General features: G+C 38.7%; 31 protein-coding genes and 1 pseudogene. 10 read left to right on the top strand and 22 right to left on the bottom strand.

Annotated features, from left to right (window positions below; translation table 11 throughout):
• The first annotated feature begins 65 nt into the window (after window positions 1-65).
• From NUV40_00335 to NUV40_00315, 5 genes are all read left to right on the top strand, one after another.
• Window positions 66-311: a hypothetical protein gene (locus tag NUV40_00335; GenBank protein ID MCR4342339.1), complete on the top strand. Its 246-nt coding sequence runs from the start codon at window positions 66-68 to the stop codon at window positions 309-311.
• A gap of 68 nt (window positions 312-379) precedes the next feature.
• A complete protein-coding gene (locus NUV40_00330) occupies window positions 380-877 on the top strand; it encodes an RNA polymerase sigma factor (protein MCR4342338.1) in 498 nt (165 codons plus the stop codon).
• Window positions 870-1,841, top strand: a complete 972-nt coding sequence (locus NUV40_00325; GenBank protein ID MCR4342337.1) for a DUF5667 domain-containing protein — start codon at window positions 870-872, stop codon at window positions 1,839-1,841. The genes NUV40_00330 and NUV40_00325 overlap by 8 nt, the downstream gene beginning before the upstream one ends.
• A 99-nt stretch (window positions 1,842-1,940) precedes the next feature.
• Window positions 1,941-2,753 carry an SIMPL domain-containing protein gene (locus tag NUV40_00320; GenBank protein ID MCR4342336.1) on the top strand — a complete coding sequence of 271 codons (813 nt, stop codon included), beginning with the start codon at window positions 1,941-1,943 and terminating at the stop codon, window positions 2,751-2,753.
• 62 nt (window positions 2,754-2,815) lie between these two features.
• Window positions 2,816-3,601: a hypothetical protein gene (locus NUV40_00315; GenBank protein ID MCR4342335.1), complete on the top strand. Its 786-nt coding sequence runs from the start codon at window positions 2,816-2,818 to the stop codon at window positions 3,599-3,601.
• 6 nt (window positions 3,602-3,607) lie between these two features.
• Here the strand turns inward: NUV40_00315 and NUV40_00310 are convergent, their stop codons facing one another.
• The 14 genes from NUV40_00310 to aspS all read right to left on the bottom strand — a co-directional run bounded on the left by NUV40_00310 (window position 3,608) and on the right by aspS (window position 18,811).
• Window positions 3,608-4,783: a PD-(D/E)XK nuclease family protein gene (locus tag NUV40_00310; GenBank protein MCR4342334.1), complete on the bottom strand. Its 1,176-nt coding sequence runs from the start codon at window positions 4,781-4,783 to the stop codon at window positions 3,608-3,610.
• Window positions 4,784-4,937: 154 nt separating this feature from the next.
• Entirely contained in the window at window positions 4,938-5,267 is a 330-nt protein-coding gene (locus NUV40_00305; protein MCR4342333.1) for a hypothetical protein, read from the bottom strand.
• 22 nt (window positions 5,268-5,289) lie between these two features.
• Window positions 5,290-6,525 carry a peptidoglycan DD-metalloendopeptidase family protein gene (locus tag NUV40_00300; protein MCR4342332.1) on the bottom strand — a complete coding sequence of 412 codons (1,236 nt, stop codon included), beginning with the start codon at window positions 6,523-6,525 and terminating at the stop codon, window positions 5,290-5,292.
• Window positions 6,526-6,559: 34 nt separating this feature from the next.
• Window positions 6,560-7,912, bottom strand: coding sequence for a glutamate--tRNA ligase (gltX, locus tag NUV40_00295; protein MCR4342331.1), 1,353 nt, complete (start codon window positions 7,910-7,912; stop codon window positions 6,560-6,562).
• Window positions 7,913-8,138: 226 nt separating this feature from the next.
• The gene (locus tag NUV40_00290; protein ID MCR4342330.1) at window positions 8,139-8,717 is read right to left on the bottom strand and encodes a hypothetical protein; all 579 of its coding nucleotides are present in this window, start codon (window positions 8,715-8,717) and stop codon (window positions 8,139-8,141) included.
• A gap of 182 nt (window positions 8,718-8,899) precedes the next feature.
• On the bottom strand, window positions 8,900-10,036 hold the full coding sequence (murG, locus tag NUV40_00285) for an undecaprenyldiphospho-muramoylpentapeptide beta-N-acetylglucosaminyltransferase (protein MCR4342329.1): 1,137 nt from the start codon (window positions 10,034-10,036) through the stop codon (window positions 8,900-8,902).
• A 41-nt stretch (window positions 10,037-10,077) separates the two neighbouring features.
• Complete coding sequence (locus NUV40_00280) at window positions 10,078-11,175, bottom strand: putative lipid II flippase FtsW (protein MCR4342328.1); 1,098 nt, start codon at window positions 11,173-11,175, stop codon at window positions 10,078-10,080.
• Window positions 11,176-11,184: 9 nt separating this feature from the next.
• Window positions 11,185-12,753, bottom strand: coding sequence for an amidohydrolase family protein (locus tag NUV40_00275; GenBank protein MCR4342327.1), 1,569 nt, complete (start codon window positions 12,751-12,753; stop codon window positions 11,185-11,187).
• Between the two features lie 21 nt (window positions 12,754-12,774).
• A complete protein-coding gene (locus tag NUV40_00270; protein ID MCR4342326.1) occupies window positions 12,775-13,833 on the bottom strand; it encodes a hypothetical protein in 1,059 nt (352 codons plus the stop codon).
• A 118-nt stretch (window positions 13,834-13,951) separates the two neighbouring features.
• Entirely contained in the window at window positions 13,952-14,932 is a 981-nt protein-coding gene (locus tag NUV40_00265; GenBank protein ID MCR4342325.1) for a hypothetical protein, read from the bottom strand.
• Window positions 14,933-15,111: 179 nt separating this feature from the next.
• The gene (locus tag NUV40_00260) at window positions 15,112-16,008 is read right to left on the bottom strand and encodes a serine hydrolase (protein ID MCR4342324.1); all 897 of its coding nucleotides are present in this window, start codon (window positions 16,006-16,008) and stop codon (window positions 15,112-15,114) included.
• Window positions 15,992-16,615 carry an SMC-Scp complex subunit ScpB gene (gene scpB / locus NUV40_00255; protein ID MCR4342323.1) on the bottom strand — a complete coding sequence of 208 codons (624 nt, stop codon included), beginning with the start codon at window positions 16,613-16,615 and terminating at the stop codon, window positions 15,992-15,994. The genes NUV40_00260 and scpB overlap by 17 nt, the downstream gene beginning before the upstream one ends.
• A gap of 103 nt (window positions 16,616-16,718) precedes the next feature.
• Window positions 16,719-17,435 (bottom strand): segregation/condensation protein A, encoded by a 717-nt coding sequence (locus NUV40_00250; protein ID MCR4342322.1) that lies wholly within the window; start codon window positions 17,433-17,435, stop codon window positions 16,719-16,721.
• A gap of 47 nt (window positions 17,436-17,482) precedes the next feature.
• Window positions 17,483-18,811 (bottom strand): aspartate--tRNA(Asn) ligase, encoded by a 1,329-nt coding sequence (gene aspS / locus NUV40_00245; GenBank protein MCR4342321.1) that lies wholly within the window; start codon window positions 18,809-18,811, stop codon window positions 17,483-17,485.
• Window positions 18,812-18,999: 188 nt separating this feature from the next.
• Between aspS and NUV40_00240 the strand changes: the two genes are divergently transcribed.
• Window positions 19,000-19,236 (top strand): hypothetical protein, encoded by a 237-nt coding sequence (locus tag NUV40_00240; GenBank protein ID MCR4342320.1) that lies wholly within the window; start codon window positions 19,000-19,002, stop codon window positions 19,234-19,236.
• A gap of 159 nt (window positions 19,237-19,395) precedes the next feature.
• Here NUV40_00240 and NUV40_00235 read toward each other — a convergent pair whose 3' ends face one another.
• Genes NUV40_00235 through NUV40_00215 form a run of 5 tightly spaced genes read right to left on the bottom strand, consistent with a single transcriptional unit; the run spans window position 19,396 to window position 22,932 of the window.
• The gene (locus tag NUV40_00235) at window positions 19,396-21,198 is read right to left on the bottom strand and encodes an ABC transporter ATP-binding protein/permease (GenBank protein ID MCR4342319.1); all 1,803 of its coding nucleotides are present in this window, start codon (window positions 21,196-21,198) and stop codon (window positions 19,396-19,398) included.
• A gap of 40 nt (window positions 21,199-21,238) precedes the next feature.
• Window positions 21,239-21,526: an RNHCP domain-containing protein gene (locus NUV40_00230; protein ID MCR4342318.1), complete on the bottom strand. Its 288-nt coding sequence runs from the start codon at window positions 21,524-21,526 to the stop codon at window positions 21,239-21,241.
• A gap of 6 nt (window positions 21,527-21,532) precedes the next feature.
• Window positions 21,533-22,282, bottom strand: a complete 750-nt coding sequence (locus NUV40_00225) for a prolyl oligopeptidase family serine peptidase (protein MCR4342317.1) — start codon at window positions 22,280-22,282, stop codon at window positions 21,533-21,535.
• A 4-nt stretch (window positions 22,283-22,286) separates the two neighbouring features.
• Complete coding sequence (locus tag NUV40_00220; GenBank protein ID MCR4342316.1) at window positions 22,287-22,649, bottom strand: DUF86 domain-containing protein; 363 nt, start codon at window positions 22,647-22,649, stop codon at window positions 22,287-22,289.
• Complete coding sequence (locus tag NUV40_00215; GenBank protein MCR4342315.1) at window positions 22,642-22,932, bottom strand: nucleotidyltransferase family protein; 291 nt, start codon at window positions 22,930-22,932, stop codon at window positions 22,642-22,644. The genes NUV40_00220 and NUV40_00215 overlap by 8 nt, the downstream gene beginning before the upstream one ends.
• A 146-nt stretch (window positions 22,933-23,078) precedes the next feature.
• Here NUV40_00215 and NUV40_00210 point away from each other — a divergent pair, with 146 nt between their 5' ends.
• On the top strand, window positions 23,079-23,774 hold the full coding sequence (locus NUV40_00210; GenBank protein ID MCR4342314.1) for a class I SAM-dependent methyltransferase: 696 nt from the start codon (window positions 23,079-23,081) through the stop codon (window positions 23,772-23,774).
• A 50-nt stretch (window positions 23,775-23,824) separates the two neighbouring features.
• The gene (locus NUV40_00205; protein MCR4342313.1) at window positions 23,825-24,232 is read left to right on the top strand and encodes an NUDIX domain-containing protein; all 408 of its coding nucleotides are present in this window, start codon (window positions 23,825-23,827) and stop codon (window positions 24,230-24,232) included.
• Window positions 24,233-24,348: 116 nt separating this feature from the next.
• Here NUV40_00205 and NUV40_00200 read toward each other — a convergent pair whose 3' ends face one another.
• The 3 genes and pseudogenes from NUV40_00200 to NUV40_00190 all read right to left on the bottom strand — a co-directional run bounded on the left by NUV40_00200 (window position 24,349) and on the right by NUV40_00190 (window position 25,420).
• On the bottom strand, window positions 24,349-24,816 hold the full coding sequence (locus NUV40_00200; GenBank protein ID MCR4342312.1) for a DUF86 domain-containing protein: 468 nt from the start codon (window positions 24,814-24,816) through the stop codon (window positions 24,349-24,351).
• 5 nt (window positions 24,817-24,821) lie between these two features.
• Window positions 24,822-25,256: a nucleotidyltransferase domain-containing protein gene (locus tag NUV40_00195; GenBank protein MCR4342311.1), complete on the bottom strand. Its 435-nt coding sequence runs from the start codon at window positions 25,254-25,256 to the stop codon at window positions 24,822-24,824.
• 26 nt (window positions 25,257-25,282) lie between these two features.
• A pseudogene (locus tag NUV40_00190) lies at window positions 25,283-25,420 on the bottom strand (cell wall metabolism sensor histidine kinase WalK).
• Between NUV40_00190 and NUV40_00185 the strand changes: the two are divergent.
• Window positions 25,373-25,504 carry a hypothetical protein gene (locus NUV40_00185; GenBank protein ID MCR4342310.1) on the top strand — a complete coding sequence of 44 codons (132 nt, stop codon included), beginning with the start codon at window positions 25,373-25,375 and terminating at the stop codon, window positions 25,502-25,504. The pseudogene NUV40_00190 and the gene NUV40_00185 sit on opposite strands and share 48 nt — an antisense overlap.
• 178 nt (window positions 25,505-25,682) lie before the next feature.
• Entirely contained in the window at window positions 25,683-26,780 is a 1,098-nt protein-coding gene (locus NUV40_00180; GenBank protein ID MCR4342309.1) for a radical SAM protein, read from the top strand.
• Window position 26,781 lies beyond the last annotated feature (1 nt).

Raw genomic sequence — 26,781 nt, 5'->3', positions numbered from 1 at the left:
AAACCACGCCCTTCCTATTGGCGGGGTAAAACCCTAATTTCAAATAGAAACGGGTAAATAAATATATGTTTGATAAACTAAGACAACTAAAACAAATGAAAGATATCTCAAGAGATATCCAAAATGAAAAGATAACAGTAGAAGAGGAGGGGACTCGTGTCGTAATAAACGGCGCCTTTATGGCAGAAGAAATCTTATTGAATCAGGAACTTAACAAAGAAAAACAAGAAATAGTATTAAAAAACTGCTTCAATAAAGCCGTTAAACAAGCCCAAATGGCAGTTGCCCAAAAATTCTCAGGCCTAATGTAAAAAAATCAAAGCTGTTGCCAAATTACGCCAAATAGTGTAATTTTTTGGCAATAACACCGTCTATATATATGAAAAAACGTTTTTTAACAGCCTACGACGATTATGCTCAAAATATACTGAGGCATATCTACTTTAGAGTAGGTAATAAGGAGCTTGCTGAAGATTTAACACAGGAAACTTTTTTCAAAACATGGCGATACATATCAGAAAAAGATAAAGAAATAGCAAACTTAAAGACCTTTCTCTATAAAGTGGCCAATAATCTTATAATTGACCATTACAGGCAAAAAAATAAAATCACAGTGGCAATCGATGACATAAGTGAAGAATTTATCGCCACTGAAGCCCAACAAGAAAAAGAAATTGAAAAATCGTTTGATAAAGAATTAATAGAAGCGTCATTGCTCAGGCTTAAAGACGACCAAAAACAGATACTTGTCTACAGATACATTGACGACCTTAGTATCCCTGAGATAAGCAAACTGACAGGCAAGACAAAAGAGAACATAAGAGTGATTATCCATAGAGGATTAAAATCATTAAGAGAGACGATAAAATATGATTAAAAAGATAAGAATAATCAGAGAATTAAAGAGGCTGCGAAGAAAGCCTGTTGATAAGATTTTCTTAAACTCATTAAAGACGAGGCTTGAAGTGTTGGTGAATACTTGCCCTGGCGCTGATGAAAGGAAAGCCCTAAACCCTATACACGAAACTCTAAAGAGCATATTTGGGTTGCGAGTGACCCAAGTTTCTATTGCTGTATTTATGATCATCGTACTTTTGGGCACTAGTGTTGCAACCGCATCACAGGGAAGCCTACCTGGCGAAAAACTATACCTTGTAAAAATATTTACCGAAGAAGTTCGCTCCGTAGTTGCACTAAAAAATAAAGAGAAAGCGAAACTAAGTATGGGCTTTGCGGAAAAGCGAATCAATGAAATAAAAGAAGTTTTAGAAAAAACAGAAATCGAATCTGAAGACCTGGAAATCGCTCTAAGTCAGCTTGAAAAGAATCTTACAAGAGTTACAGATATAATAGAAGCAGAAAAATCTCTAACCGTTAAACTTGAAGAAGAAACAACAAATATAAATCAAGATATAAATAGAAATAAAGAGACGTTAGAAAAAATACTAAAAGAAAAGAGGGTGAAAACAGAAAATAAGCAAAAAGAATTAGAAAAAAATATTAAAAAAACGATTAGAGAGGAATCAGCTGCCAAAGAAACATTAATAGACGAGCTTGTCGAAGTAAGAATCAACAAAGAAATCTTAGAAAGATTAGAGACAAAAAAAAGAGAAGAAACTAAGGAAATAAAAGAGAGTGAAAATAAGTATAACCTCGAAGAGGAGGAGTCCAATAAGGGATCGGGATATTCTATAAAGAATAAAGAAGATAAGAGAGGAGTTATTAAAAGCAGAGAAGAATCTAGGAAAGAAATCCGAGAAAAGGTAATGAAAGAGATATATGAGAATGAGGATAAATCTGAAGATCAAGAAAGCAACAGGGGAGACGAGGACAGGGATTAATTTCTTTGCTTTATATCTATTAGTATTTTTAAAAATAAGGATTATAATTAATAAATAAGATCAGCTAGTCGAAAATTATCAATCTAATAAAAAAATAATATGAATCAAGAAGATCGTATAAAAAAATATCTAAAAATAACCGGAATATTCATAATGCTTGTATTATCTTACACTGCGCTTTCATTGGCATCTTCTTACTCCAGGTCAATAGACCCGGCATCTCTAAGAAGTTTCTCCGTATCAGGCGAAGGGAAAGTAACAGCCATTCCTGACATCGCCCAATTTACTTTCAGTATTATAACTGAGGGAGGGGTTGATATAGCCGAACTTCAGAAAGAAAACACTAGCAAATCAAACAAAGCGATTGATTTTATAAAAGCAAATGGAGTTGAGAATAAGGATATAAAAACTCAAAGTTACAACATAGAACCAAGGTATCAGTATTATAATTGCGGGATAAGACCTTTGTATAGTACCGGAATAGATACTATATATCCTGCGCAAGAACCTTGTCCGCCAAGTGAAATAGTAGGCTACACCATAAGACAAACCATATCTGTTAAACTAAGAGATTTTAGCAAAACTGGCGAAGTATTAAGCGGAGTCGTTAAAAATGGCGCCAATGATGTGTCATCATTGACCTTTACAATAGATAATCAAAAGGAAATTGAAAAAGAGGCAAGAGACGCCGCTATTAAAGAAGCCCGCGAGAAAGCTAAAGAAATAGCAAAATCCGCAAAATTCAGAGTAGGGGATATAATCTCAATAAACGAAGGATATTCGACACCTTTTATCCGCTACGGGATTAGTGGGGCATCAATAACGGAAACTAAAGATGCTTCAGCGCCTCAAATAGAGCCCGGCTCGCAAGAAATTATTGTTAACGTCACTATACAATACGAGATAAAGTAAACTTCCTCAACTTCCTCAAAGTGCCTTGAGGAAGTTGAGTTCTGATATAATATATAGTAAACATGCCAGAAGGTAATAATAGTGAAAATCAAAAATTGGCAAATCAAAAGTGCCCATTTTGCCATAATGAACTTATCATAAAAAATGATCTTTTATTTTGTCCTAAATGCGCATTGTTTATAGGCGACCCGAAAACTTTTACCGGATCCCTTACTGCTCCCGACAAGATTGAGAATGATGCCATAGAAAGAGAGGAGGAAACAACGAGCAAAAAAAAGGGACGGGCAATATGGCAAGTAGCCATAATTATCCTTATGATCGGAGCGGTCTTTAGCATATACCAATTTAAATTATGGACATTTGTCATCGGTATCGATTATTCTTCCGTAAAAGAGATCCAGAAGGAAGCACCCTTCACTATATATCTACCGAAAAAGATTCCACTAGGGTACAATCTGGAAAAAGACAAAACTAATATAAATTACAATAAGTCAGGTAAGATTAATTCCATAGACTTTACTTATAAGAAGATAGGCGTGGGGGTTATAGAAGTATCAATATTCCCAATAAGATCTGGCTTCACACCGGACAATAAAACCACCGGAGAGCTCTTTACCAATGTCTCTTCCGGGAAAGATCTAAGCAAAACATCTATAGACGGACAAGATATATATACAAGTGAATCTGATCTCGTCCTCACGGATAATAGCACCAGTGTATATAACATAGTAGCTATAACAACATATAACGACCTAATGGTCAGAATAGAGTATGCCGGGTCAACATGGATGTCTAAATCCGAGATACAATTCATTGCCAGTTCTCTGAGGCCGGTAAACAGTCTGTAGTATAAATTATTTCTTCGTCTGCTTCAAAACAATAAATTCTTTTTTATTTCTAAAAGACAATATCTTATCTTGCAGTTTAGTTGGCAAGAGAGAGAGGAGTTTATTTAATTTTCTATCATCCGGTGTTAAAACTTCTTCCCACTTATTCTCCGGAAGCAATATTTCCTTTACCTTTTCCATATCAAATGAGAATCTTTCCTGCACATTTTTTGTGATAAACCCGCGCGAACCAAAGACACGCGCGACATTACTAGACTCCATAAATGCCAATATATCCTCACGGAGCTCTTTCAATCTTTTTTTATTTTTTTCTTCATTTTCTTTTATCTCAAAAAATTCAGTTATAGCTTCATTAATCTCTTTCTCACTTTTTGTTTCCGGTTTATCTTTCTTATATTCGTGCGACCACATTGGACAGATCTTCTTATATCCGCAATAATCGCACAATGCTGACGGGGAAGGGGAGAAACTGTTTTTTTCTTCCTTTTCCTTGACCTCTTTTATGGTGGCCAAGATAAAACTTCTCGTCTTCTTTATATCTTCTTCAGGATTTTCTTTCTCTGCGGTTATCTTTTCATTATGCTTAAGGAAATATAATGACAACTTTATCTTTGAAGCGGGGAGATTAGGCCACCTGTCTTGAAGAGCCATATGATAGAGAGAAAGTTGTAGATTGTCTTTCAGTGTTTCAGCACTCGGCATTTTCTTGCCTGTCTTATAATCAATAATCTCATACTCGTCGCTTTCAGGATCCTTATCTATCCTGTCTATGATACCAATAATAGTATGATCTTCGTCAGTTTCGTCATCGTGCAAGGTTACACTAAAGCGGCTTTCAAGTTCCACAGCGTTAAACTTCCACGGCTGATTTTTCTTGTAAAAATTTTTTATAATTTTTATCCCTTCTTCAAAATAAAGTTTTTCAAATGCTTCTTTCTTGTCAGGGTTTGGCCATTCTATCAACTCGGATTTCTTATTCCATTTATCGGTAAACACGTCAATAACCTCATCAAGTGCGGGGTATAGGGGACCGCGCTCAAACATAAATTTCAGCGCTGAGTGGACCAAAGAGCCAAAAACGGCCTCAATACGCTTTGGCGCAGGAATTTTATCAAGATTCTGGTATTTATACTTAAGCGGACAAGTCCTATAAGTGTCTAACGCTGAATAAGATGTTCTCATAAAAAAGATTATATCAATTATATCATATAAATAAAAAGCAGGCCCATAATAAAGCCTGTTTGATTTATATGATGTTTTATAGTTAAGGGGAGTAGAGTTAAGAAAAAGATACTATGTCGTACAATATACCTTTTACGTCGTAATATATCATTCTCTATTGAACGAAGTCTATCCTAGGGGCGTTTAGCATCATCTCCGTAGGCTCACCCGCTTTGATTCTCTCCATATTATCTACAAAAGATGTCCATAATAAGCTTATAAAGATATTATTCCAAAAATAAGTTACGGGATCAGAAAGATAATCAGACCAGACTATTTTTGCAAAATTCCAAATATAAGAGAAATTAGTCTGCACCTCTTCGCTTTCCACGATACTTCTTATATCTATATTCAAGACGCTCAATATAAGGATAACTATGATAAAAATGATAATCATCTTTATCAATCCTCCTTGGCGTGAAATTGCGCCATTCTTTAAAAACATATATTTATATTATAAACATCATTTATAAATAAGACAACGGGTTGAGATACCATTCTCTAGGAGCCAAAGGAAGAGTCATCTTAGTCCCACAAACCTTGCTTGTTATCATCCCGACATCAACGGCGCGCGCCGCATATACAGTAAAATGAAGATGCGGACCTGTTGTATATCCAGTATCTCCGGAATAGCCTATAACCTGGCCCGATGCGACCTCTTGCCCTTTTGTAACTTTTATAAGTGAAAGGTGCGCATAAAGTGTCGTTAAATTATTAGGATGCTCTATTAAAACCCACCTTCCATAAGAGACACCGGCGCACTCTTTATCCGTATCTCCCACCCCGATGACAATTCCCTTCTCAGCGCTTTTTAAAGGCGTACCTATGCTTGCACCAAAATCAACTCCATTATGACCGCCCCCATTATACACTTGCGGATTTTTTGTAGCAAAAGGAGTATTGCCGAAATATTGAGTTATTCTTACGTCATCAATAGGCCAATTCAAGACACCGGGCCCGACAAGCGGCAGTGAATCAGGGTCTATTTCCACTCTAAGTTTATTCTCAAAGTCCTTAATCTCTTCCTCCAAAGCTTCTTTTTTTGCAATTCTATCTGCAAGCAATTGTTTATAATTTGATTCTTTATTTTTTGTCTCTTTCAGTAAAGTATTTTTCTTAGTTTTATTTATAAGAACTAAAGAATTCTGATCTTTAAATTTTCCCCTCATCTCTTCTAATTCTTTTTTATTTTCTTCTTTATCATTTTTTTGTACCTCAAGCTCTTCTTTAAACCTGCTGAGTTCGTCAAGATTAACACCTATAGCCTCCTGAAAATTCTCCATCCTTTCCATGTCGCTGAAAAAATCAGAGAAATTATTATTTATAAGCGCCATCTCAATCATTGACATAGACTCATCTTCATTAAGCCCTCTTACAATTTCTGCTATAACTCTTTTTTTTAAATCAATATCTTCTTTTTTTTGGTCTATATCAATGGCAAGTTTATCTATACTAAGGCTTGCCTTTTCAATCTGCCCCTCAGTATAACGTATATTCGCCTTAAGTTTCTTTTCGGTAACATCCAACTTTTTTATTTCATTACTTAATGAATTTTTTTCTTTGCTTAGACTTTTTATTTCCGCTTCATATTCATCAATCTCTTTCTGAAGTTCTTTCAGTTTATTATTTCTGTCTAGGATATTGTTTTTAAGCTCGTTTACCGAAGCAATGCTAACTTGTGGCACAGAGAAAAATGGTGACACAAACAAGCTCAGCAATAATATAAAAAAGATTATTTTATATTTTCCCAATAGCATTTTTAAGACGTTTAACAGTTTCTTCTTTTCCCAACACTTCACTTAAGATGAACGGGTCAGGTGATTTTTGCCTGCCGGACAAAGCAACACGAAAAGGCCATAAGACATTACCCCTTCCTTCTTTATCGGCGTAACCCCAAATAAGATCCTTTATAGACTCTTTACTAAAATCACTATCTTTAATGTCGCACAATATTTTAACAATATATTCTAAATGAGATTTTGTTTTATTTATATCCTTTTCGTCTTTCCAGTTAAGCATTTCTTTTTCGTAATCGGGCGCTTGAAAAAAATAATCCACCGAATCTTTAATATCGCTAAATTTCTCTATCCTTTCAATTTCAAGCGCTGTAACCCTTTTCCATAAATCAGGCTTTTCTTCAGCTTCTTTTTTTAAATCATCAGACAAGAAGTCAAATAAAACATCCGCCAGATTATCTAACGGGGCATTTCTTATATACTGCTTATTTATCCAATTTAATTTATCAATGTTAAACACCGCTCCGCTTTTCTGAACTTTATTTATATCAAATTTTTTAATAAGCTCATCCATGTAAAAGACCTCTTCATTTGTTCCATCCTTCCCCTGAGGAGACCACCCCAATAAAGCGAGGAAATTTACGATTGCTTCCGCGATATACCCCTCTTCTCTATATTTATTCACGGAAACTGCACCGTGCCGTTTTGACAATTTAGACTTATCAGGGCCCAATATAAGCGGTATATGCGCATATATAGGCCTCATAGCGCCTATGGCGCCTTGGATAAGGATCTGACGAGGCGTATTAGAGATACCGTCATCTCCGCGGATTATATGCGTCACACCCATTTCAAAATCATCGACAGCGACCGCCAGATGATAAAGAGGGCTTTCCATGTCTCTTGCCACAACAAAATCCCCGAGCTCTGTTGTGTCAAATTCTATCTCGCCTCTTATCAAATCATTGAATTTTATTTTTATATTAGGATTCTTAAATCTTATCACCTCGCTCCTTTGACCTTCTTCTTTTGGCTCCTCTTTAGAAATGTAAGCCGTCCCCTCTTCTACCATTTTCTTAAGATATCTTTTATAAACTTCCTTTCTCTCAGACTGACGATAAAACTCATCATACTTTATTCCAAGCCAATCAAGACCGTCTATTATGTCTTTTTCATATTCCAGCTTGGATCTCACTGGGTCGGTATCTTCAATCCTAAGAATCATTTTCCCTTTATTTTGTTTTGAAAAAAGATAATTAAACAACGCTGTCCTGGCGCTTCCCAAATGCACCGGCCCTGTCGGACTCGGCGCAAAACGAGTTACAATTTTTTCTTGACTTTTTTTATTATCCATAGTAATTAACAGAAATCTTATACCAGATAAACATCTAATATAATTTCATATTAACATAAAAATCACAAAAAGGGAGGCTGGGATGATTGGAATGCACTCTTAATAAAATTATTTCACATATCGCCTATCATACTCCTCACCCTAAGTTTTATCCGCTATGGCGTTCAAAAAACCAAAAAACGCTTTTTTAATTTTTAATAAAATCTTCTAACTCTTTGTGCGGTCGTTAAATAAGTTTAAATTCTTGTTTCAACCATTTATCATTTTCTATTCTCTCCGCAACGACATATAGAATATCTTTTCCTACCCTTAAATAAGATTTAAGCATAATGACAACTTCTTCGCAGTCATAAGGATAAACCCAGACACTATTTTGAAGCTTGATAAAACCAAGGTTTACTAATTCTCTCCTTAGCGTATTTCTTACTCCCCTTCTTGATTCTCTTATGTCAAAAGTTATAATACGCCATTTTCTATCCCATCTTTTTGATTTTTTAATTTTAAGCTCTCCTAGTTGATACTTTAATAATTTTTCTTTTCCTTTCTCAGTCAGACTAACAAAGACTCTTCCGTTTCTTTTTTTGAATTCAATATACCCCCCTCTCTTCAATCTATCTATACTTCTGTCTAGGTACCCCTTTTTATAATATTTCTTTTTGTCCTTACCGTAAAAAACATCTAAAGCTTGTAAGGCGTTTGGCGCAAGTAAGATCATGCTTACCAAGCCGGCAGTTCCGATGATTTTCAAAACAATCATTGCCACTTTTACATAATTATCCTCTTTACACTTTTTCTGTTCTTTCATATTAATTATTCAACAACTTAATATTAACTACCTGCACATGTATATTATATAACATCCACGAAAACTTTCAAACTTTTTGTGCGGTCGTTAAATAAGTTTGAAAATAATTTGCTTATTAATTCAGAGGACCAGAAAGGTGGATGTGTTTTTATTTTCTACCGACCATGACCCTCGATACCCTCCTATGCATGTTCAAGCGCAAGGTTGATTATCTCCCTTGCAATTTGGCGTCCCGCCTCAGGCTTATAAAACTGATTGGCCTTATGTTTAATATCCTCCAATTGATCTTTCTGAGACAAAATCCTGCCTATCTCAGAAAGCAATATATGCGGGGATAAATTCTTTTCTTCAATCACTTCCGATGCGCCTGTCCTGGCAAAAGCATAAGCATTTTCTCTTTGGTGGTCTTGCGCCGAACCGGAGAGAGGGATAAGTATACTTGGTTTTCCCCATGCGGCAATTTCAAATATCGCCGATGATCCGGCTCGTGAGATAATAATATCTGAAGCGGCGGCGGCCATCTTCATGGCCGACTCATTTAGAAATCCAAAAACGCGATATCTGTTTTTAAAAGGAGACTTTTCAAGGGCTACAGCCGCTCTTCCTTCAACTTCTTTAAAATTATTTTTTCCGCACTGGTGGATAACCTGATATTTAGCGGCTAACTCGCTTGCCATATCAACGACAATATCATTTATCTTCTGCGCCCCTTGCGAACCGCCTAAGATGAAGACGACCGGTACACTCTTATCAAGCTCTAGAAATTCACTAAATCCTTCTTTAGGCAGGCGAACAAGATTTTCCCTGACCGGATTTCCAACAACCGCTATCTTCTTCCTTGTCTTCTCAGGAAAATAATTTATTGATTCAGAAAAAGAGATTGCTACTCTTCTGGCAAACTTTGAAGCCCACTTATTCACTCTTCCCGGCACCGCATCAGACTCATGTATAACAACAGGAATTCTGAAGAATCTTGCCGAAAAAAGCACAGGAAAACTGGCATACCCTCCTTTCCCAAACACGACATCAGGAAAATCAGTATAGATATTCCACATTGCTTTTAGAGTGCCAAAAATAATCTTAAAGAAATCTATTATATTGAGCAAAGAAAAATAACGGCGAATCTTCCCTGCGCTTATTTTTCTAAACTTAATATCTTTTTCATCAAGCAATCTCTTGTCATAAGGATCATCGGACATATAAATAAGTTTTGTATTAATAAGCTTTTCTTCGTCTATTATCTTGTTTAATTCCTCGGCAACAGCTATAAGCGGGTAAAAATGACCGCCTGTTCCGCCTCCGGTAAGAACGATTTTCATATTCTATATAATACCTTATTTTTAATATTTAAAAAAGTGGTCTAACGTGAAGTATGTTTTGAGATATTGAGCAATATCCCCACTTCAATCATCGCAAATATAAAGGCGGAAGAACCCTGAGAGACGAAGATAAGAGGTAGCCCGGTAAGAGGAAGTATCCCTATCATGGCCCCTATATTCACAAAAGACTGGCCTACTATTAAAATTATAATTCCTGCCGAAAGAAGCCTCCCAAATATATCAGGCGCGCGAGATGCGATCAAAAGACCTCTATATAAGAAAAAAAGAAACGCGCCTATTAAAATAATCGAGCCTAAAAATCCAAACTCTTCAGCCGTCACTGAAAAAATAGAATCACCAATCGGCTCGGGAAGATACTTAAATTTCTGAATACTCATTCCAAATCCCCTTCCATATAAACCGCCTGAACCGACAGCAATAAGAGATTGTTTTAGCTGATAGCCGATCCCTTGAATGTCATTAGATAGATTCAAAAAGACCATCATCCTATTCATAAGGTATGGCTTCGTGAAAACAAGCGCCACAAAAGAAGCAAGCCCGACAAGAATAAAAATGAGAATCTGTTTTATACTCGCTCCGCTTATATAAAAAATAGAAACGCTCGACATAACAATTACAAGAAGAGTTCCTATGTCAGGCTCAGCCGCCAAAAGAAGCCCGACTGACCCGACCATCAGTAAAAAAGGTATCAACCCGGACTTCAAAGAATCAATTTCCTTTTTATGATTAGAAAGCCAAGATGAGAAATATATTATAAATCCAAGTTTCAAAAATTCCGACGGCTGAAATGAAGTAAAACCCAAATCAATCCACCTTCTTGCGCCGCCATGCTTAAACCCAAGCTGAGGAACAAAAACCAAAAGAGAAACTAAAAATGAAAATACAAAAATAAATATGGCAAATCTTTTCCAATTCCTATAATCTATTTTATAAGCTAAAAGAAGAGCTCCGCCTCCGGCCAAAAATCCTACTACAAACTGTTTTATAAGTATTTTATAAAAAGAAGCGCCGTCTCTTGCAAGAAGACCCATCGCCGATGAGGAAAAAATTAAAAATCCGCCTAAGACTAAAAATAAAAAAGATGCTAAAAAAACCTTATCATATTTTTTCCGTGTCATAATAATGCATTATCTATACCTTAAAACCCTGCCTGCCATCTCAAAAGACGACTTGCCGTTTATAAGCACTCTCTCTATGCCAAGAGGCAAGCGATAAGGAGCATCATAAGTAGATTGATCCTCTATCTCTTCCGGATCAAATATGACAATATCAGCATAATTTCCTTTAGCGATAGCTCCTCTGTCCTTAAGCCCTAAGGCTTTAGCCGGCAGAGCCGTCATCTTATATATAGCCTGCTCCCAACTGATAATCCCCTTTTTGGCAAAAGTGTTTAAAAATCGCGGAAAAGCGCCAAAAGATCTCGGATGCGCAAGGTCTTTCATTATTTCTGAAGTGTTACTTGAAACATCATAGCCAACTCCGTCTGAGGCAACCATTGAATAATCTTCTTTTGCCAAATCCTCTATATTTTTCTCGCTTATTACTTCACTAAATATAGACACATGGAGATTATTCACCTCCAAAAGATTCAATATAACTTCCTCCCCGCTTAAGCCGGATTCTAAAGCGAGACTCTCTATGGTTTTACCAACGCTTGAAAAATCATGCAAGGTTGAAGCTATAGTTATTCTGTCATAATGCAAAGTAAGGCTCTTTAAGTAAGTCAGCAAATCCTTCCTTTCGTTTGAATCATGAGCTCTTAAAATTTTTAAAATTTTTTCTCTCCCCTCTTTCTTGATCCAAAGAGGCAAAAAATCAAATAAACTTGAACCTGTACGCGTGTAAGGGAAAAAATCGCATATTATATCCACCCCGTCTTCTCTGGCAGTCCTAATCATCTCAAGGCTCTGCGGCCAGACACTCCAAGCACTCCTCCCTAATGCCTTAAAATGAGAAATCTGCGTCCTTGCTCCGGAATTACGAGCCAAATGAAGCACTTTTGAAAGAGACGGTAAAATGTTCTTACCCTCATCTTCAAGATGATGTTTAACTAAAGCGCCGCGATCCTCCGCTTCTTTCAATATCTCAATAAAATTATCATCTCCGATCTGACTAATACTCTCGGCGCTCAAAGAAGCAGATAAGCCAAAAGCCCCTTCTTTAATAGAATTTCTCAAGACTAGCTTTAACTGCTTTAATATATCGTCATTAATCTCTATTGATTCTCCTACAATAGATTTATATAAAGTATCAAAACCCGCTAAAGTGCAAAAATTAACTCCCAGTCTGTGATTATCAAGTTCATTAAGCATCTCGCCAACCGTGCGCCAGTTAACATTAATCTTTGATATGTCCGTCCATTTAGCCAAGCTCTCTGTCGCATCTTTAGACAAAAGAGGCGCGAGAGACGACCCGCAATTGCCTCCGACAATTGTTGTCACGCCTTGCCGAAAAAAGCTTTCCTGCCTTGGCGAAGAAAAAAGCGTAAAATGAGTATCTGAATGAGCGGTTGTATCAATAAAACCAGGGCAAACATATTTACCCTCGGCATTTATAACCTCATCGGCTGTAGCGCCAGACAAGTTGCCTATTTTTTTTATCTCGTCACCGGAAATGCCAATATCTGTCTTAACACCGGTATTTCCCTTTCCATCAAAGACTGTGCCATTTTTTATCAAGATAGAATAGTAAGCCATTATTTTATTATAACTATTAATCTATTTCCCCGCTAGCGTTATAATCATCCCGATGATTGCGAATATAATACTTATAATCCAAAAACGCATTGTTACTTTATATGAAGGCCAGCCTAACGCTTCAAAATGATGATGAATAGGCGCGACTAAAAATACCTTTTTGCCGTTTCTAAACTTCTTTGAAGTGACTTGAATAATAACCGAACCGGAAGCCACAAAAAGAGGAAAAGCGATTATCGGCAAGACCACAACTGCCTTCGTTAAAAAAGCGACTACTGTAATAGCGGTAGTAAGCCCTAAAATACCCGTCTCTGTCATATAGAAACGCGCCGGCGGTATATTAAACCATAAGAATGCTAAAATTCCGCCTGCCACCACAGCGCAGAAGGCCGCTAAGTCTATTTGATTTTGAAAAAAGGCTATCCCCCCATAAGCGGAAAAAATTGCTGCAAAAATTCCGCCCGACAGGCCATCTATGCCGTCTATCACTCCGCCTGAAAACAGCGCCAACATCATAATCATAAAAAGCGGGATAAAAAGAAGACCTAGCGAAACTTCTCCGTAAAAAGGGACAAGAATACTAGAGATACCGAGCTTTATGAAAAACCACCAAGCGCCGATAGCCCCTATGGCAAGGACCATTATTATCCTCTCTGATAACTTAAGTCCGCCGGCGATATATTTCCCTTTGCCATAAATAACTAAAAGGTCATCTGCCAGCCCCACCATAGACCCGGCAAAAAGAGTAAAAATCGGAAGCCATGTTTGAGACCTGCTTAAGAAATCGAGCTTTAGAGCGAGCGGATTTGAAAATATTACCGATAACAACCGAAAAATAATTATTGCTAGAAGCGCGCTACTCCAGATCAAGATACCACCCATACGAGGAGTGCCAACCTCTTTTTCTTTGTGGATGTTGTTAAAAATAGGCGTCCCTCCGCCCCCAAGACCGTTTGTCCGCGCCTTTTTCTTCCACATCTTATATTTATACAAATAATGCGTCAGAAGCGGCGCTAAAAGAATACCTATGAAAAAAGCCACTGTAGCTGGCACGAAAACTTTAAAGACGTCTATAATCATTAGGCTAAATTATACCACTCTTCCCTCAAATATTCAAAAGGGATAAAAATAAAAAAACCCCACCTGTTAAACACTGGGTGTTTAACAGGTGGGGTTTTGGAGGGTGTTTTTGAGCTTGTTACAGGGGCATGAAGGACCCCAGTTTTTTCTCCACCGGACCCTTAAGGGACGATATGAGATATCTCCCCTTCTCATCCCTCTGGTCCTCGGAGGTCACCATTGAGCCTCCGTTCAAGCCTGCTTTCTTGGCCAGCTCTATTTCCTCCGTCGTTTTATAGACGGGGATCTGTCTCATGGCCCCGTCCATATCGACGATTATGACCTTCTTCGCCTTAACTTCGACGAATTTAGGCGCCGGACGCTCGCTCGCCACCTCGGAGGCGTTCTCTTTCTCTATCCTGCCTCCTTTTCCCTTCCTTATAATAAAGGCTTCTCTGGTCGGGCCACATTCGCCCGTCTCCTTGTTGAAGCTCTCGACGAGGATGACCCGGGTGCCGTTCGGCAGACACGGCCACTCGTCAGCTGTGACCGGCTTACCAAACCTACCAGCGCCGGTCTCAGTATACGCCGAGATGCTCTCACGCGCCATTATCTCAGCGCGCCTCTCCTCTTTGAGACGGCTCCTCTCAAGTCTCTCTGCCTCTTCCTTCTCCCTCCGCTTCACGGAAAGATAAGACGAGACTTTTTCCTCCAGCGGAGAAAGCTTAACTACGGCGCCGATCTCTTTTGCCGCGGCCTGCTTAAGGATAAGCCTCTCCCCCACGTCCATCGCGGTGACCATTTCACCATCAATAATCTGCGAATCACGCAGGTGCTCAAGTGGCACTATCCACTCGAGCTCGTTGCTATGAGAGAGGAAACAAAGGACGACTGTGTCGTCAACTTCCGTGACGACACAAATGCCGTTGTATCTGGCATTTTTAAAGTGCCAGATCTCTTTATCATCGGCCCTTATACTGCCGACAAGGAAATTATCCTTGACGGATATAACCTTTCTTATCAAATCTACAGAATACTTCACACTGTCGATGGTTACAAGGCCGAGTGCTACTTCATATAATCCTTCTATCCTCTTTTCCTTAATCAATAATCTCTTCATAATCCACCCTCCGTTTTTCGGTTTAAGATTTTACTGCATAAATACCTGCCTACCGGCAGGCAGGAAAAATCACTTTTTCAATGTACAAATTCAAACTAAATTATATATATTTATATTATTTTGTCAACCCCACAAAAAGGTCTCATCTTTGATCTATACAAAAAGGTGAGACCTTTTGATTATTTGAGGCGTGTGAGAGTGGCCTCCATTATTTTTTCCATATCTTCAAACCTCCCCTCTTGAGAAGAACCAAGGACTACCGCCACCACCGGATGCATAAATCCGGCATCAAAAATGACCGCTAAGTTCCCTCCTGCCAAATCTGTATAACCCGTCTTTGAAGCCAGTATACCTGAGACAGAAGCGGTTAATCTATTACTGTTTACTATGTTGTGCTTCATCTCTTTAGAGCTGACTTCAAGTGTAGAGTATTGTGTCGCGTCTAATATCTTGGGATTATTTTTCAACACATAGACAAAGAGCTTCGCCACATCTTCAGCCGAACCATAAGCGCCGGAAATGTTTCTATTCACATCAAGGCCTGTCTCATTAAGAAAGTATGTCTGCTCCAAGCCGATCTCCTTGGCAAGCTCGTTCATCTTATTTATAAAACTTTCTTTATCCCCGCCGAAAGAGAAAGCGCTTACTGTCTGAGCCAATGCCGAAGCGCCATCGTTTGACGACTTAACAACAGTAAAATCCAAAATATCAGAGAGTCGCCACCTCTCACCGACTAACAAGTTATCATCCCCTACTTCTTGTATTGCCTCTCCACTTATCTCTACAATAGTACCCGGCAGAGCTTCGCCTGAAGCTACTAAAGCCGTCATCACCTTCACTATAGAAGCGAGCGGGAGTTGGGCATTCTTATTTAATTCAAAAATCGGTTCGCCTTTTACAATATCAAAGACATACACCGCCTTCGCCTCAATACTTATACTCGCAAACGGATCTGCTTTCTCTGCGCGATAAGCTATGTCGTCGCTTATTTTACGCGCCGGCAAGAGAAGAAACAACAACGCAAACAAGAGCGCTACAGCAATAATTATAATTATTATCTTATGAATTCGTTTCATTTATATTTATACCGGTGTTAGCCAAATCCTCTTCAAGCTCTTTAAATGTTTCGTCCATTTTCTTTTCCACTTCATGCATACCGGCGACAGATTCATCCATCTTTTCGTTGAATTCTTTATGCTCCGGCAGATCACCCGCGTTATCAACTCCAAGAAACTGCAATAGTTCAAAACTTGGCCGATACAAGAAAGCCCTGCGGTCACTAGGGTTTGTCACTCTCTCAATAAGCCCCCTTATCAAGAGATTTCTCAATATAAAGCCGGAATTAACTCCTCTTATATAGTCTATCTCCGCCTTTATGATAGGTCCTTTATACGCGATAATCGCAAGCGTTTCAACAGCCGCTGGCGAGAGTTTAGAGTCATACTCCTCTTTTGCCATCTCTCTTACCACATCTGCCGCCTCCGGCGAAGTGGCAAGCATTACCGAATCGTCCTTCCTTAAGAGCCTAATCCCTCTTCCTTGGGATTTCAAGCTTTCTGCGAGTTTCAAGACCGCCTCCCCTGCCTCAGCTTCCGTTAACTTCAGAAGACTCGCTAAACTTTTAATACTCTGGGGCTCCCCCTTCATGAAAAGTATTGCTTCGATTTTATTTTCTAAATTCATCCCGTCTTATTTTATTAAATTTGATAATTATTTATTCAAACTGAGAACTTATAAAAAATCAGAAAATGCCATAAACATAATACAAATAAGTTAATAAAACACCCTACGCTTTCATAATATCAATATTTCCAAAATTATTTTCCTGATCCACCAGCACCAACCCTCGCTTCACAAGTTCAAGCACTGCAAGAAAATTCACTATCACCTCTCCCTTCTCTTGCCCTTCTTTGTTAAAATCATGGAAACTCATCTTTATTCCGTCCTCTATCCTTGAAACTATGTCCCTTATCTTCTCTTCCAAGCTGATAGCCTTCTTGATGGCCGCTTCAGGGATTATCTCTCTAATAGGCAGACTTACTAAAACTTTTTTCATCGCCTCAAACAAAGTGGCAGTCTCAATACCAACCGGCTCTACAAACTCCGGTTGTATGCCTGAGAAAGGTTCCCTGTTACAGAGAACATTTTTCCCAAATCTATCTTTAATATTCTGTCCTAGTAATTTTATCCTTCGGTAGACTACAAGCCTCTCCTCAAGGTCGCTGATACTCTCTTCCTCCTCTTCAGTCAGCTTAAGGCTAGGCAAGAGAGAGCGCGACTTCATAAGCATAAGAGTCGAAGCCACATGTAAGAAGCCGACCGCCTCATCTATAGGAAAATCTTTTAGATTCTTAATATACTCAAGATACTTATCGGCAACGTCAGTAAGAGAAATCTCATTTATAGATAATTTCCTCTCTTCAATAAGCTCCAAGAGAAGCTCAAAGGGCCCCTCAAACTCCCCTGCTTTTACCTTATAAGGTTGACCTATATTTTCGTCCATACGTCTTAGATAATACCATTTTAAAACGATTTTACCAGTATTATTGGCTATTCAGAAAGAAGAGAATCTATCCTGTTTAAATCTCGAGGGAAGAGGGTTGCCTCCTTAACATTAGCCAAGTTTAAGAGCTTGGCCGTCAGCCTCTCAAGCCCCATACCAAAGCCGCCATGCGGAGGCATGCCGTACTTGAAAGCCTGTAGATAAAAGCTAAACTTCTCAGGATCTAATCCTTTGTTTTTTATAGAAGAAACGAGCTTGTCGTATTCATGGATACGCTGTCCACCAGTCGTTATCTCTATCCCTTTAAACAAGAGATCAAAACCGTTTGCATAGCCAGGGTCTTTCTCATCTTCATAAGTATACATCGGTCTTTTTGATAGAGGAAAATGAGTTATGAAGATAAAATCCGAATTATGCTCTCTTTTGACATACTCGGCAATCCATCTTTCGTGTTGAGGTTCTAAGTCAGGCTCATTTCCACAATCCACTCCGTGCTCTTTCTTAATTATCTCTTGCGCTTCTCTTAGCTTGAGAGAAGGGATACTTTCAGGCACATCTGGAATATCCGCCCCCAGCAATTTAAACTCCTCACTACTATCTTTCTTTAACTCTTCAAAAATGTATGCGAGCATTTTTGTCTCTATCTCCATCACGTCAGTATGGTCTTTTATAAAGCCCATCTCTATGTCTAAGCTAGTGTATTCATTTAAGTGACGCGTGGTGCTATGCTTCTCCGCTCTATACACATTTCCGGTTGAAAAGACTTTCTCAAACACACCCACCATTATCTGCTTATAGAATTGAGGACTTTGCGCCAAGTGAGCCGTATGACCAAAGTAGTCAAAACTGAAAGAATTCGCTCCACCCTCAGCGTCTTCCCCTATTATCTTAGGGGCCTGTATCTCCACAAAACCCTGTTTTGTAAAAAAATTTCTAAAGGCTCTTATTATATTAGACTGCACTTTGAAAATAGCTTTTTTCTTTTCGTCACGAAGCGTAAGAGGAAGATGATTTAAGTAGGTATCCAAGTTCATATCGGCCCCTTTCTCAAAAGGCATCTCTTCCGCTTTTGACAGTACCTTGATATTTAAAACCTCTATCTCCATCATACCCAAAAGCTGATCAACGTTTATCATTCTCTCCGGTCTTTTATTTACTACACCTTCTATCTCCACCACCCACTCTGAGCGAGCTTCGCTTCCCACCTTGTGCGCCTCTTCATGATTAGGCAAAACAACCATTTGCACCTTGCCCGAGGTATCGCGAAGATCTATAAATATAAGCTTGCCGTGGTCGCGCCTTATATCCACCCAACCCGAAAGCAAGACTGTCTCCCCCACTTTATCCTTAATATCTTTAATTAATGTTCGTTGCATAAGCTTGATTTTACCATAAAACAAAGAAAATTGAAGTCCGGTTATCCCAATGTGATGATTGCCATAATTTTTGGCAACAGCTATAATTTTTAAATATAAGCCACGCTAATTTAGCGCAAAAAATAATTATAAATTATCATTATTAAGGTCGAGAACCATAAATTTAACAATTTTTAACAATATCAATTATGTTTGGAATAGAAAATATTTTTGGAAACAAAAGACAAGAGGAACCTAAAAATGAAGCAGAAGAAGTATCTACTGAAAAGAAAGAGGAGTCCGAAGAAGAGATGGATAAAAGAGAAGTAGGTCTCTCTCAAAAAACTAAAGAACAACTTAGCGCAAGACACGCGTTAAACCCGGACGGAACAGTGCATATACCTGCCGACGAAACATTTGGAAACGACCAAGAACGCGCCGCGTAAACAGGCAAACGACACAAACAATAAAAACACCCCATTTGGAGATTCGATCTCCAAATGGGGTGTTTTTATCTTATTTATTCAATCCGCCGTGGCGGATTGAACACTTGGACTTGGAAACTCGGTTTCCAAGTGGACCAAATGAATGGAGATGTGTTTTTATTAATCATTCAGCCCCACTTGGAATTCATGAAGGTTCCGATACACACCATTTTCTTTTTTTATAAGCTCATCGTGTTTGCCCATTTCCACAATCCGGCCTTTCTCAAAGACGATAATCTTATCCGCCTTTCTTACCGTGCTTAGCCTGTGGGCGATAATGAAGGTTGTCTTCCCTTTCATCAGTCTCTCTAGGGACTCTTGGATGATCTTCTCCGACTTGGCGTCAAGCGCGGAGGTCGGCTCATCAAGGATTAAAATCTTCGGGTCACGGAGTATCGCTCGGGCAATAGCCACCCTCTGCTTCTGCCCCACGGAGAGCTTCACTCCGCGCTCCCCCACAACCTGGTCCCACTTCTTGGGGAATTTTTCAATGAAGCTGGTGCAGTGAGCATCTTCCGCCGCCCTCTTCACATCACGAAGAGAAGCGCCGAAACTGCCGTACTTAATATTCACCTTTATCGCTTCGTTGAAGAGGACTACCTCTTGAGGCACCACCCCTATCTTGGAGCGGAGGAACTTCAAGTTAAACTGCTTCACATTATGACCGTCTATCAACACTTTCCCTTTATCCGCAAAATGATATCCGGAGATAAGGTCTATAAGGGTACTCTTCCCCACACCCGACTCGCCGACAAGCGCCACCACCTCCCCGGGGTTCACTTTGATATTTATATCATTCAAGACATACTTTCCTTTCTTATCGTAGGAGAAATAGACATCCTTAAACTCAACCTCGCCTTTTATGTCATCAAGTATCACCGCATTTTCAGGTTCATAATTTTCAGCAGGAGTGGATAATATTTTTTCAGCCTGTTCAATAGCAGTCAATCCATTCTGCACCACTTGCCAATTATTTCCCAACACCACAAAAGGCCCGAAAAACATCATGGCGTATCCATTAAACATCACGAGCTCTCCTATAGTCATAGACCCGTTCTGAATAAAGGCGGTCGATAACACAAAAACTGTGAGTTGAGTGAACATGACAATCACTCTCTGGTAGAAAGTCAGCCCCTGCCAACCGCGCATCATATTAATATAAAGTCGACCAGCTTGATTCTTAAATCTATTGGTTATATTTCTTTGTTCATAGTTCTCAGCTGTTGCCTGCTTGATAGCCTGAGCATTAAATATGGCATCGTAAGAATCACCGTAAACCCTGCCATAAGTTTTATTCATTTTCCTAGAGAGAACAGCGATTGGCGGGGCTGCATTTAGCATAACTACTACATAGGCGACGACCCCGAAGAACATCACACCAGCAAGGATATAATTTAGATACAGCGCTATCGCAAAAGCGATAAAGATACTCAAGAACTGAGGAGCAAGAGTAATGATCACACTATATGTCATATCAAAAAAAGCATTAGCTGCTCTGTTTATCTTCTCCCCAACTTCACCAACCTTATGTTCTTTATGGAAAGACATCGGTAACTCCAGCAAACGATTAAATCCCTTAATAACATAACCGCTATGCATGTTGGTACTTATTTCATTGCTTCTTATACCGCTCCTCCAGTCGACAAAATTAGCAATAAACTGAGCTATTCCCCATATAATTACAAAGAAGAGCCAGAAGGGCATCTCTATTGAGGTGCCGACAAAGATTACCCCCGGAGAGATGATTGCATCAAAGAGACGCCCCACTAAGTAAGGCACTGCTCCGTTGGCAAGCGCGGAGATTACACCGAGAACAGAAAGTAAGATTATATCATTCTTATACTCAGCCAAGTAACGCAAAGTGACTATAAACCCCGCGTAAAATTTTTTATTATTTTTTGTTCGTTTTTTATTTTCCGTCACAACGAGGTAATTATATCACGAACTTATATCGAGGTTAAGATTACATCTTCGTCACTTTATCAAAGTCGTCATCTTTTGATAGCCTGTTTATCTTCTCATGTCCGCATTTCTCACACTTATGGAGGATCCGCCACTCTCCACTCTTCTGCTCGGCAGAAACGGGCTTCATCATCCCTCCGCAGTCCGCTCCCCTGTCGCCCGGGTTCACATCCACATGCTTGCTCCACAGGCACTTGGGGCAATGGTTAGTGTAGCCGTTGCCCCTGACTCTCGCCCCGCAATGCCCGCACACGAAGTCCTCAATATTCCGCTGAAATTTTTTGGTCATTAATAATTACTCTTTAATAAACCACCTTATTTTTTTATAGAAACTCTTTTTGATGAAATTTTTTGCTGATAAATGCCCTCCCTTTTTCAGTAAAACCAGCTTACAGCCTGTCTTTTCTGAGAATTTTTTTGAGGGTATGTATGACACCACTTCGTCGTCTTTAGCGTGGATGATAAATATTTTCTTCCCATCTATATCCTTTGTCTCGGCAATAGGATTATAGAATTTGCCATTTTTTAATTTATTCCAATTTTTGATCGGAAAACGATAAGCTTCTCCGAAACCAGTCTTGACGAACCTGCCCAGTTGATCAAGAGGCTCCACCTTACTTGGAGACCTCCAATCGATAACGGGAGAAAACACCACCACCTTATCTACTAAAGGATACCCTGAAGCAAGAATAGCGGCCGGACCGCCAAAACTTGAACCAAAAAGATAAACTTTATCCGGATTCACCTTAAAGAGTTTACCGTCCCACGCGCTACGGAACCCTTTTGGCAATTGCTCTATAATGTCCAAGATATCTTGATGAGGCGAAAGCTTCAGGAATTCGCCTCCACTCTCCCATGAACCTCTATAACGCGGGTGAAATACCCAGTATCCCTTCTTACTAAAGAATTCGAGAAGGTCTTTCTTTGAAGATCCACTAGGCATCCCCTGGCAAAAGATGATAACTTTATTCTCTTTTAACATCCTTGATGGAGGTAAGAATTCAGCCACTATCTCTTTTTTAAATCTTGTCCTTAGTATATGCATGGCCTTATTCCTCCGTCCCCGATTCTGTTAAAATTTTTTTAAACAATGACCCAAGAGGAGGCAATTCTTCTATTGCAACATTCCAAACAATCTCTTCATCAATGCCAAAGTATTCATGGATTAGTTTATCTCTCATGCCCGACATATTCTTCCATGGAATATCTGAGTACTTATCCTTCACATCTTCCGGTATTTTCTTAACAGCTTCGCCGATTATCTCTAAGCTCCTTACAACCGCATTCATAGTTTTTTTATCTTTTTCAAACGAATTAAAATTCATCCCACCAACAAAACTCTCAATGTCATTTATTGAGTCAATAATATCTTGAAGATAATCCAGATAATCTCTTTTCATAAGATCAGACATTCACCACTTCTTCCAATATCTGCTTTCCTATCCTGGGCTTAAGCGCTTTCTGAGATACCAAATCAACTTTTATTCCTGTCAATTCTGAGAGATAATTTTCCAGTTCTATAAATTTTAACAATCCTATCGGCTTTTCAAATGTGACTAAAATATCCAAATCACTCCCTGCCTTTGCCTCATTTCTTACATACGAACCGAAAACACCAATGCTTCTCACATTGTATTTCTCTTTCAAAACCGACAGGCTTTTATCCAATTTTTTAATAATAACGTCTTTTTCCATAAGAACATTATACCATAAAAACTATTATCAAATCTACTCTCTCCCCTACGACAACTCCACGAAGAATGGGTCACATTATACATACTATCATCTTTACCTTCTATTTGATATATTATCCAGTATATTAATACATATAAGAATACACCATGTCAAAATCTAAAGAATTTTTATCTAAATACTACGGAGAAAAGGGTGATTATTTAAAGGATCATGATTCATTTCTAACTTCAGCAAGTATAAAGAAAGATTCTGACTTTTTAATTAAAGCTCTTAGTCTTAAAAAAAATGATACCATCTTTGATATTGCTTGCGGGCAAGGTCGCCACACAAAAGCCCTAAGTGAAAGAGGTTATTTAGTAGACGGTGTTGATTTTTCTAAATACCTACTTAGTAAAGCAAAAGATGAATCTAAAAAATCCGGCAAAAGAACGCCGAATTATTATAAAGCCAATATTGAACAACTAAAGTTAAGAAAGAAATATGACAAGGCATACTGGTTTTTCTCCGACTTAGCCAACATCAACATTGAAAAGGCAGTCTCTTCAATAGGTCGCAACATTAAACCCGGAGGCAAAATTCTGATTGATACGGATAATTTATTTAGGATCGTTTCTTACCTTGAGAAAAATCCTAACTCGCCATTTGCATTTGATGCGAAAAAATTAGAGCTTATCGATAAAAAAGCTAATCTTAGAATTCCATACCCACCTTATCCTGTTTGGAGTCAATGGATGGAAAAATCCGGTTTTTCTGTTGAGCGTGTTATCGGCAACTATGATTTTAGTGAATATTCTTTGACCAGTCCAAGGCTAATTTTAATTGCAAAAAAAATCACCCAATAGGGGTACCTGCAACCTAAAAGGTATATAAGTGATATAGTGTAATACTAACTATGACTATTAAATTAATCCAGAAAGCCGGCGCTATTATTTTGAGTAAGGATGATCAAAGTAAAATTGCCCTGCTTTATAGTGGGAAACAAAAAGATTGGTCCTTTCCCAAGGGACACATTGAGGATGGTGAGGATCCGACTAACGCAATGATTAGAGAAGTTAAAGAGGAGACAGGGCTATTAGTAGAAATTTTATGCGATTTACCGGACATAAATTACACACATCCAAATGGAAATAATATTTCAATAAAAATGTTTCTAGTGCAATCTGAGGACGACACCCTCTTAAGGCCGGAATTTAAAGGGGATGACATTAAATGGGTACCGACAAATGAGGTATCTTCGGTATTGAGCTATAACAATCTAAAAGAATATATCAAGGAAATTTATCATCTCATCAAAAAGTAAAACTATCCCCTACCCCCTCGGCAACTCCACGAAGAATGTGCTACCCCGTCCGAACGGGTTCATCCGGGCGAGCCTTCCTCTTTTTATCCCGCCACGGCGTGACACCAGCAAGCTCCTCACAAATTATTTCTCCTTTGGTTGTATTTCTCCTTTGGTTGTTTTTCAAGAAACTCTAAAATGTATCCGCAATATTTATGATAATCACGCAAGCAATCCGCGACTGAATTATAAATCCTAGTCTGGTCAATTTTATCATATTCATGCACAAGCACATTTCTCGTTCCAGCACTTTTAGAAATACTTTCCGCAAACTCTTTAGTATAGATACCCAACTTCGCCAACTCCAAGAAACTATCTGTGTAATCCTTCGGCGTAGCAGTATCAAGACCTGCAAGCTCTGCGATAATATGATTATTGATATCTATTGCTCTATTAATAACCCTTTCAAGAAAGCGTTCCAATGCTCCCTGCTTTATGGGGTCGCTTGCTATCTCATCAAAAGAATAATGCGAAAGACGCTCAAGATTACTGAGTTCATCTTGGATCAATGATATTTTCCTTTTTACAAAATCTTCTTTTATCATAGTAATTAAAGAACTACTTCTGAAAGTAATCGTTGCTTTTTCTTGATTAAAAAATCTTCAAGATCAAACAATCTCTTAGCGTCAATATACTCCCTAGTCGCAAAAGATTTAAATTCAAGATAATCGATCTCATCTCCAAACAATAACTGCCCGCTCGAAACAATCTCATATCTCAACAATATATTAGCATTGTTCAGATCAGTTAGATCAAACTTATAATCCGGTATTTCTAAGATAGCAGATAGGCCAAACAAAAGATTATTATAATTTTCCAAACTCTCAAAAATGCTCTTCTCCGGCGTTGTTAATACAGCAATATCAAAATCACTATCTTTTTTAGAAGTTTTTCTAGACTGCGAGCCGAACAAAACTATAAACTTTATACCATTTGCTTCGGCAAAATCAGCTAATTTAATTTTCTGCTCTCTGGATAAATTCATAGAAACATTATACCAGGAAATACCTCCTAACGCCATACTACCACCCCCCTCGGCAATTCCACGAAGAATGTACTCCCTTTGCCCTCCCCCGGGCTTTCCGCCCAGAGGCGGCCGTTGTGCTTATTGATGAACTCTTTAGCCACATAGAGGCCGAGGCCGGAGCCTTCGGTGTTGAACTTGGAGGCGTCTTTAGTGCGGTTGAACTTCTCGAAGATTTTGCTTTTATAAAAGAAGCAATTTCTTATTAAAAACAACTAGGGCGCTTACAACTTGTTGATGTTGACTTTCAATCATAATATATGCATTATACATATTAGAACTGTACTTTGTCAAATGATCTTTAAAAAATAAAAATAACCTTTATCTATACAACGCAAGGAGGATAAAATGAAAAACCGGGTGTTACTTACTTCCCCACTTAAAACGATGGTCCCAATCATAAAACCAGCGGGAGATTACTGCAACCTTCGCTGTGGCTACTGCTTCTATAACGACAAAGATCAGTCTACTCACAGTATCATGGATTTTGAACTGTTAGAGAAGTTTTTAAGCGAATACATACTTCTCTTTAACGAAAATCTTTCTTTCATCTGGCACGGTGGAGAACCATTGCTTGCAGGTATCCCCTTCTTCGAAGAAGCCGTCCGTATTCAATCGTCTAACACCAGAAACGGTCAAAAAGTTCAAAACTTTATACAGACCAATGCTACTCTTATCAACGACGAGTGGGCTGAGCTCTTCAAAAAATACCAGTTTCGAGTGGGCATTAGCTTAGATGGTAACAAAGAAAGCCATGACCGATTCAGAAAAAACAACAACGACAAAGGGACATTTTCTTCAGTAATGAGAGGGCTAGAGATCATCCGTAAGCACGGCATAAAACCGGGATTTATTCAGACTATTACATCCTCCAGTCTTTCATCCACAAAAGAAAATTTTCATTTTTTTGCGGATGAGCTTGGCATCAAGAAGTGGGGCACGAACGTATATCTTGACCTGGAACAAAATGGCTTAAAATCAAATAGCCATGGTCTGACAAACAAGCAACTGACGAGATTTCTCAAAGAACAGATCAATCTTTGGCTCGATAAAGACGATCCTAATCTTGCTCTTCGCGAGATTGAAAACTTTATCGCGGTCATCTTCGGGAAAAAGAGTTCTGGATGTTCATTTAACGGCTCATGCTCGGGATATTTCTGTCTTGAATACGATGGGAGAATTTACCCATGCGACAGGTCATCAGGTCAACCTAATTTCCTATTAGGTGATATCTCGAGATCTTCGCTCTTAGATATACTAAATGGATCAGAAAGAATGAATTATGCAAAAGGTGTGAACGATCTGCATCAGGATTGCATTATGTGCAAATGGGAAAAAGCTTGTCATAACGGTTGCACAATGCATAGGAAAGGAGGTGTAAAAGGAAAATACTACTACTGCGAGACTAGAAAAGAAATTTTTACTTACCTTGAAGATAAGGTGAGGAAAATAAACCATCCGCCCCCGCGGATAGAAAGGAGATAAA

Source organism: Patescibacteria group bacterium, assembly GCA_024654625.1.
Classification (GTDB): Bacteria; Patescibacteriota; Minisyncoccia.
The sequence above is the reverse complement of the archived record's forward strand: the minus strand, read 5'-3'. Positions and strand labels throughout refer to the sequence as shown.

Coding starts and splice junctions, on each gene's coding strand:
- NUV40_00195 (MCR4342311.1), bottom strand. CDS start 25,256: ATGAATTTATCCAGAGAGCAGAAAATTAAATTAGCTGATTTTGCCGAA.
- NUV40_00315 (MCR4342335.1), top strand. CDS start 2,816: ATGCCAGAAGGTAATAATAGTGAAAATCAAAAATTGGCAAATCAAAAG.
- NUV40_00210 (MCR4342314.1), top strand. CDS start 23,079: ATGTCAAAATCTAAAGAATTTTTATCTAAATACTACGGAGAAAAGGGT.
- NUV40_00270 (MCR4342326.1), bottom strand. CDS start 13,833: ATGATTATAGACGTCTTTAAAGTTTTCGTGCCAGCTACAGTGGCTTTT.
- NUV40_00330 (MCR4342338.1), top strand. CDS start 380: ATGAAAAAACGTTTTTTAACAGCCTACGACGATTATGCTCAAAATATA.
- scpB (MCR4342323.1), bottom strand. CDS start 16,615: ATGAATTTAGAAAATAAAATCGAAGCAATACTTTTCATGAAGGGGGAG.
- NUV40_00225 (MCR4342317.1), bottom strand. CDS start 22,282: ATGCATATACTAAGGACAAGATTTAAAAAAGAGATAGTGGCTGAATTC.
- NUV40_00200 (MCR4342312.1), bottom strand. CDS start 24,816: ATGATAAAAGAAGATTTTGTAAAAAGGAAAATATCATTGATCCAAGAT.
- NUV40_00290 (MCR4342330.1), bottom strand. CDS start 8,717: ATGAAAGAACAGAAAAAGTGTAAAGAGGATAATTATGTAAAAGTGGCA.
- NUV40_00215 (MCR4342315.1), bottom strand. CDS start 22,932: ATGGAAAAAGACGTTATTATTAAAAAATTGGATAAAAGCCTGTCGGTT.
- murG (MCR4342329.1), bottom strand. CDS start 10,036: ATGAAAATCGTTCTTACCGGAGGCGGAACAGGCGGTCATTTTTACCCG.
- gltX (MCR4342331.1), bottom strand. CDS start 7,912: ATGGATAATAAAAAAAGTCAAGAAAAAATTGTAACTCGTTTTGCGCCG.
- NUV40_00180 (MCR4342309.1), top strand. CDS start 25,683: ATGGTCCCAATCATAAAACCAGCGGGAGATTACTGCAACCTTCGCTGT.
- aspS (MCR4342321.1), bottom strand. CDS start 18,811: ATGCAACGAACATTAATTAAAGATATTAAGGATAAAGTGGGGGAGACA.
- NUV40_00335 (MCR4342339.1), top strand. CDS start 66: ATGTTTGATAAACTAAGACAACTAAAACAAATGAAAGATATCTCAAGA.
- NUV40_00230 (MCR4342318.1), bottom strand. CDS start 21,526: ATGACCAAAAAATTTCAGCGGAATATTGAGGACTTCGTGTGCGGGCAT.
- NUV40_00260 (MCR4342324.1), bottom strand. CDS start 16,008: ATGAAACGAATTCATAAGATAATAATTATAATTATTGCTGTAGCGCTC.
- NUV40_00240 (MCR4342320.1), top strand. CDS start 19,000: ATGTTTGGAATAGAAAATATTTTTGGAAACAAAAGACAAGAGGAACCT.
- NUV40_00205 (MCR4342313.1), top strand. CDS start 23,825: ATGACTATTAAATTAATCCAGAAAGCCGGCGCTATTATTTTGAGTAAG.
- NUV40_00310 (MCR4342334.1), bottom strand. CDS start 4,783: ATGAGAACATCTTATTCAGCGTTAGACACTTATAGGACTTGTCCGCTT.
- NUV40_00305 (MCR4342333.1), bottom strand. CDS start 5,267: ATGTTTTTAAAGAATGGCGCAATTTCACGCCAAGGAGGATTGATAAAG.
- NUV40_00280 (MCR4342328.1), bottom strand. CDS start 11,175: ATGACACGGAAAAAATATGATAAGGTTTTTTTAGCATCTTTTTTATTT.
- NUV40_00325 (MCR4342337.1), top strand. CDS start 870: ATGATTAAAAAGATAAGAATAATCAGAGAATTAAAGAGGCTGCGAAGA.
- NUV40_00220 (MCR4342316.1), bottom strand. CDS start 22,649: ATGTCTGATCTTATGAAAAGAGATTATCTGGATTATCTTCAAGATATT.
- NUV40_00275 (MCR4342327.1), bottom strand. CDS start 12,753: ATGGCTTACTATTCTATCTTGATAAAAAATGGCACAGTCTTTGATGGA.
- NUV40_00320 (MCR4342336.1), top strand. CDS start 1,941: ATGAATCAAGAAGATCGTATAAAAAAATATCTAAAAATAACCGGAATA.
- NUV40_00250 (MCR4342322.1), bottom strand. CDS start 17,435: ATGGACGAAAATATAGGTCAACCTTATAAGGTAAAAGCAGGGGAGTTT.
- NUV40_00265 (MCR4342325.1), bottom strand. CDS start 14,932: ATGAAGAGATTATTGATTAAGGAAAAGAGGATAGAAGGATTATATGAA.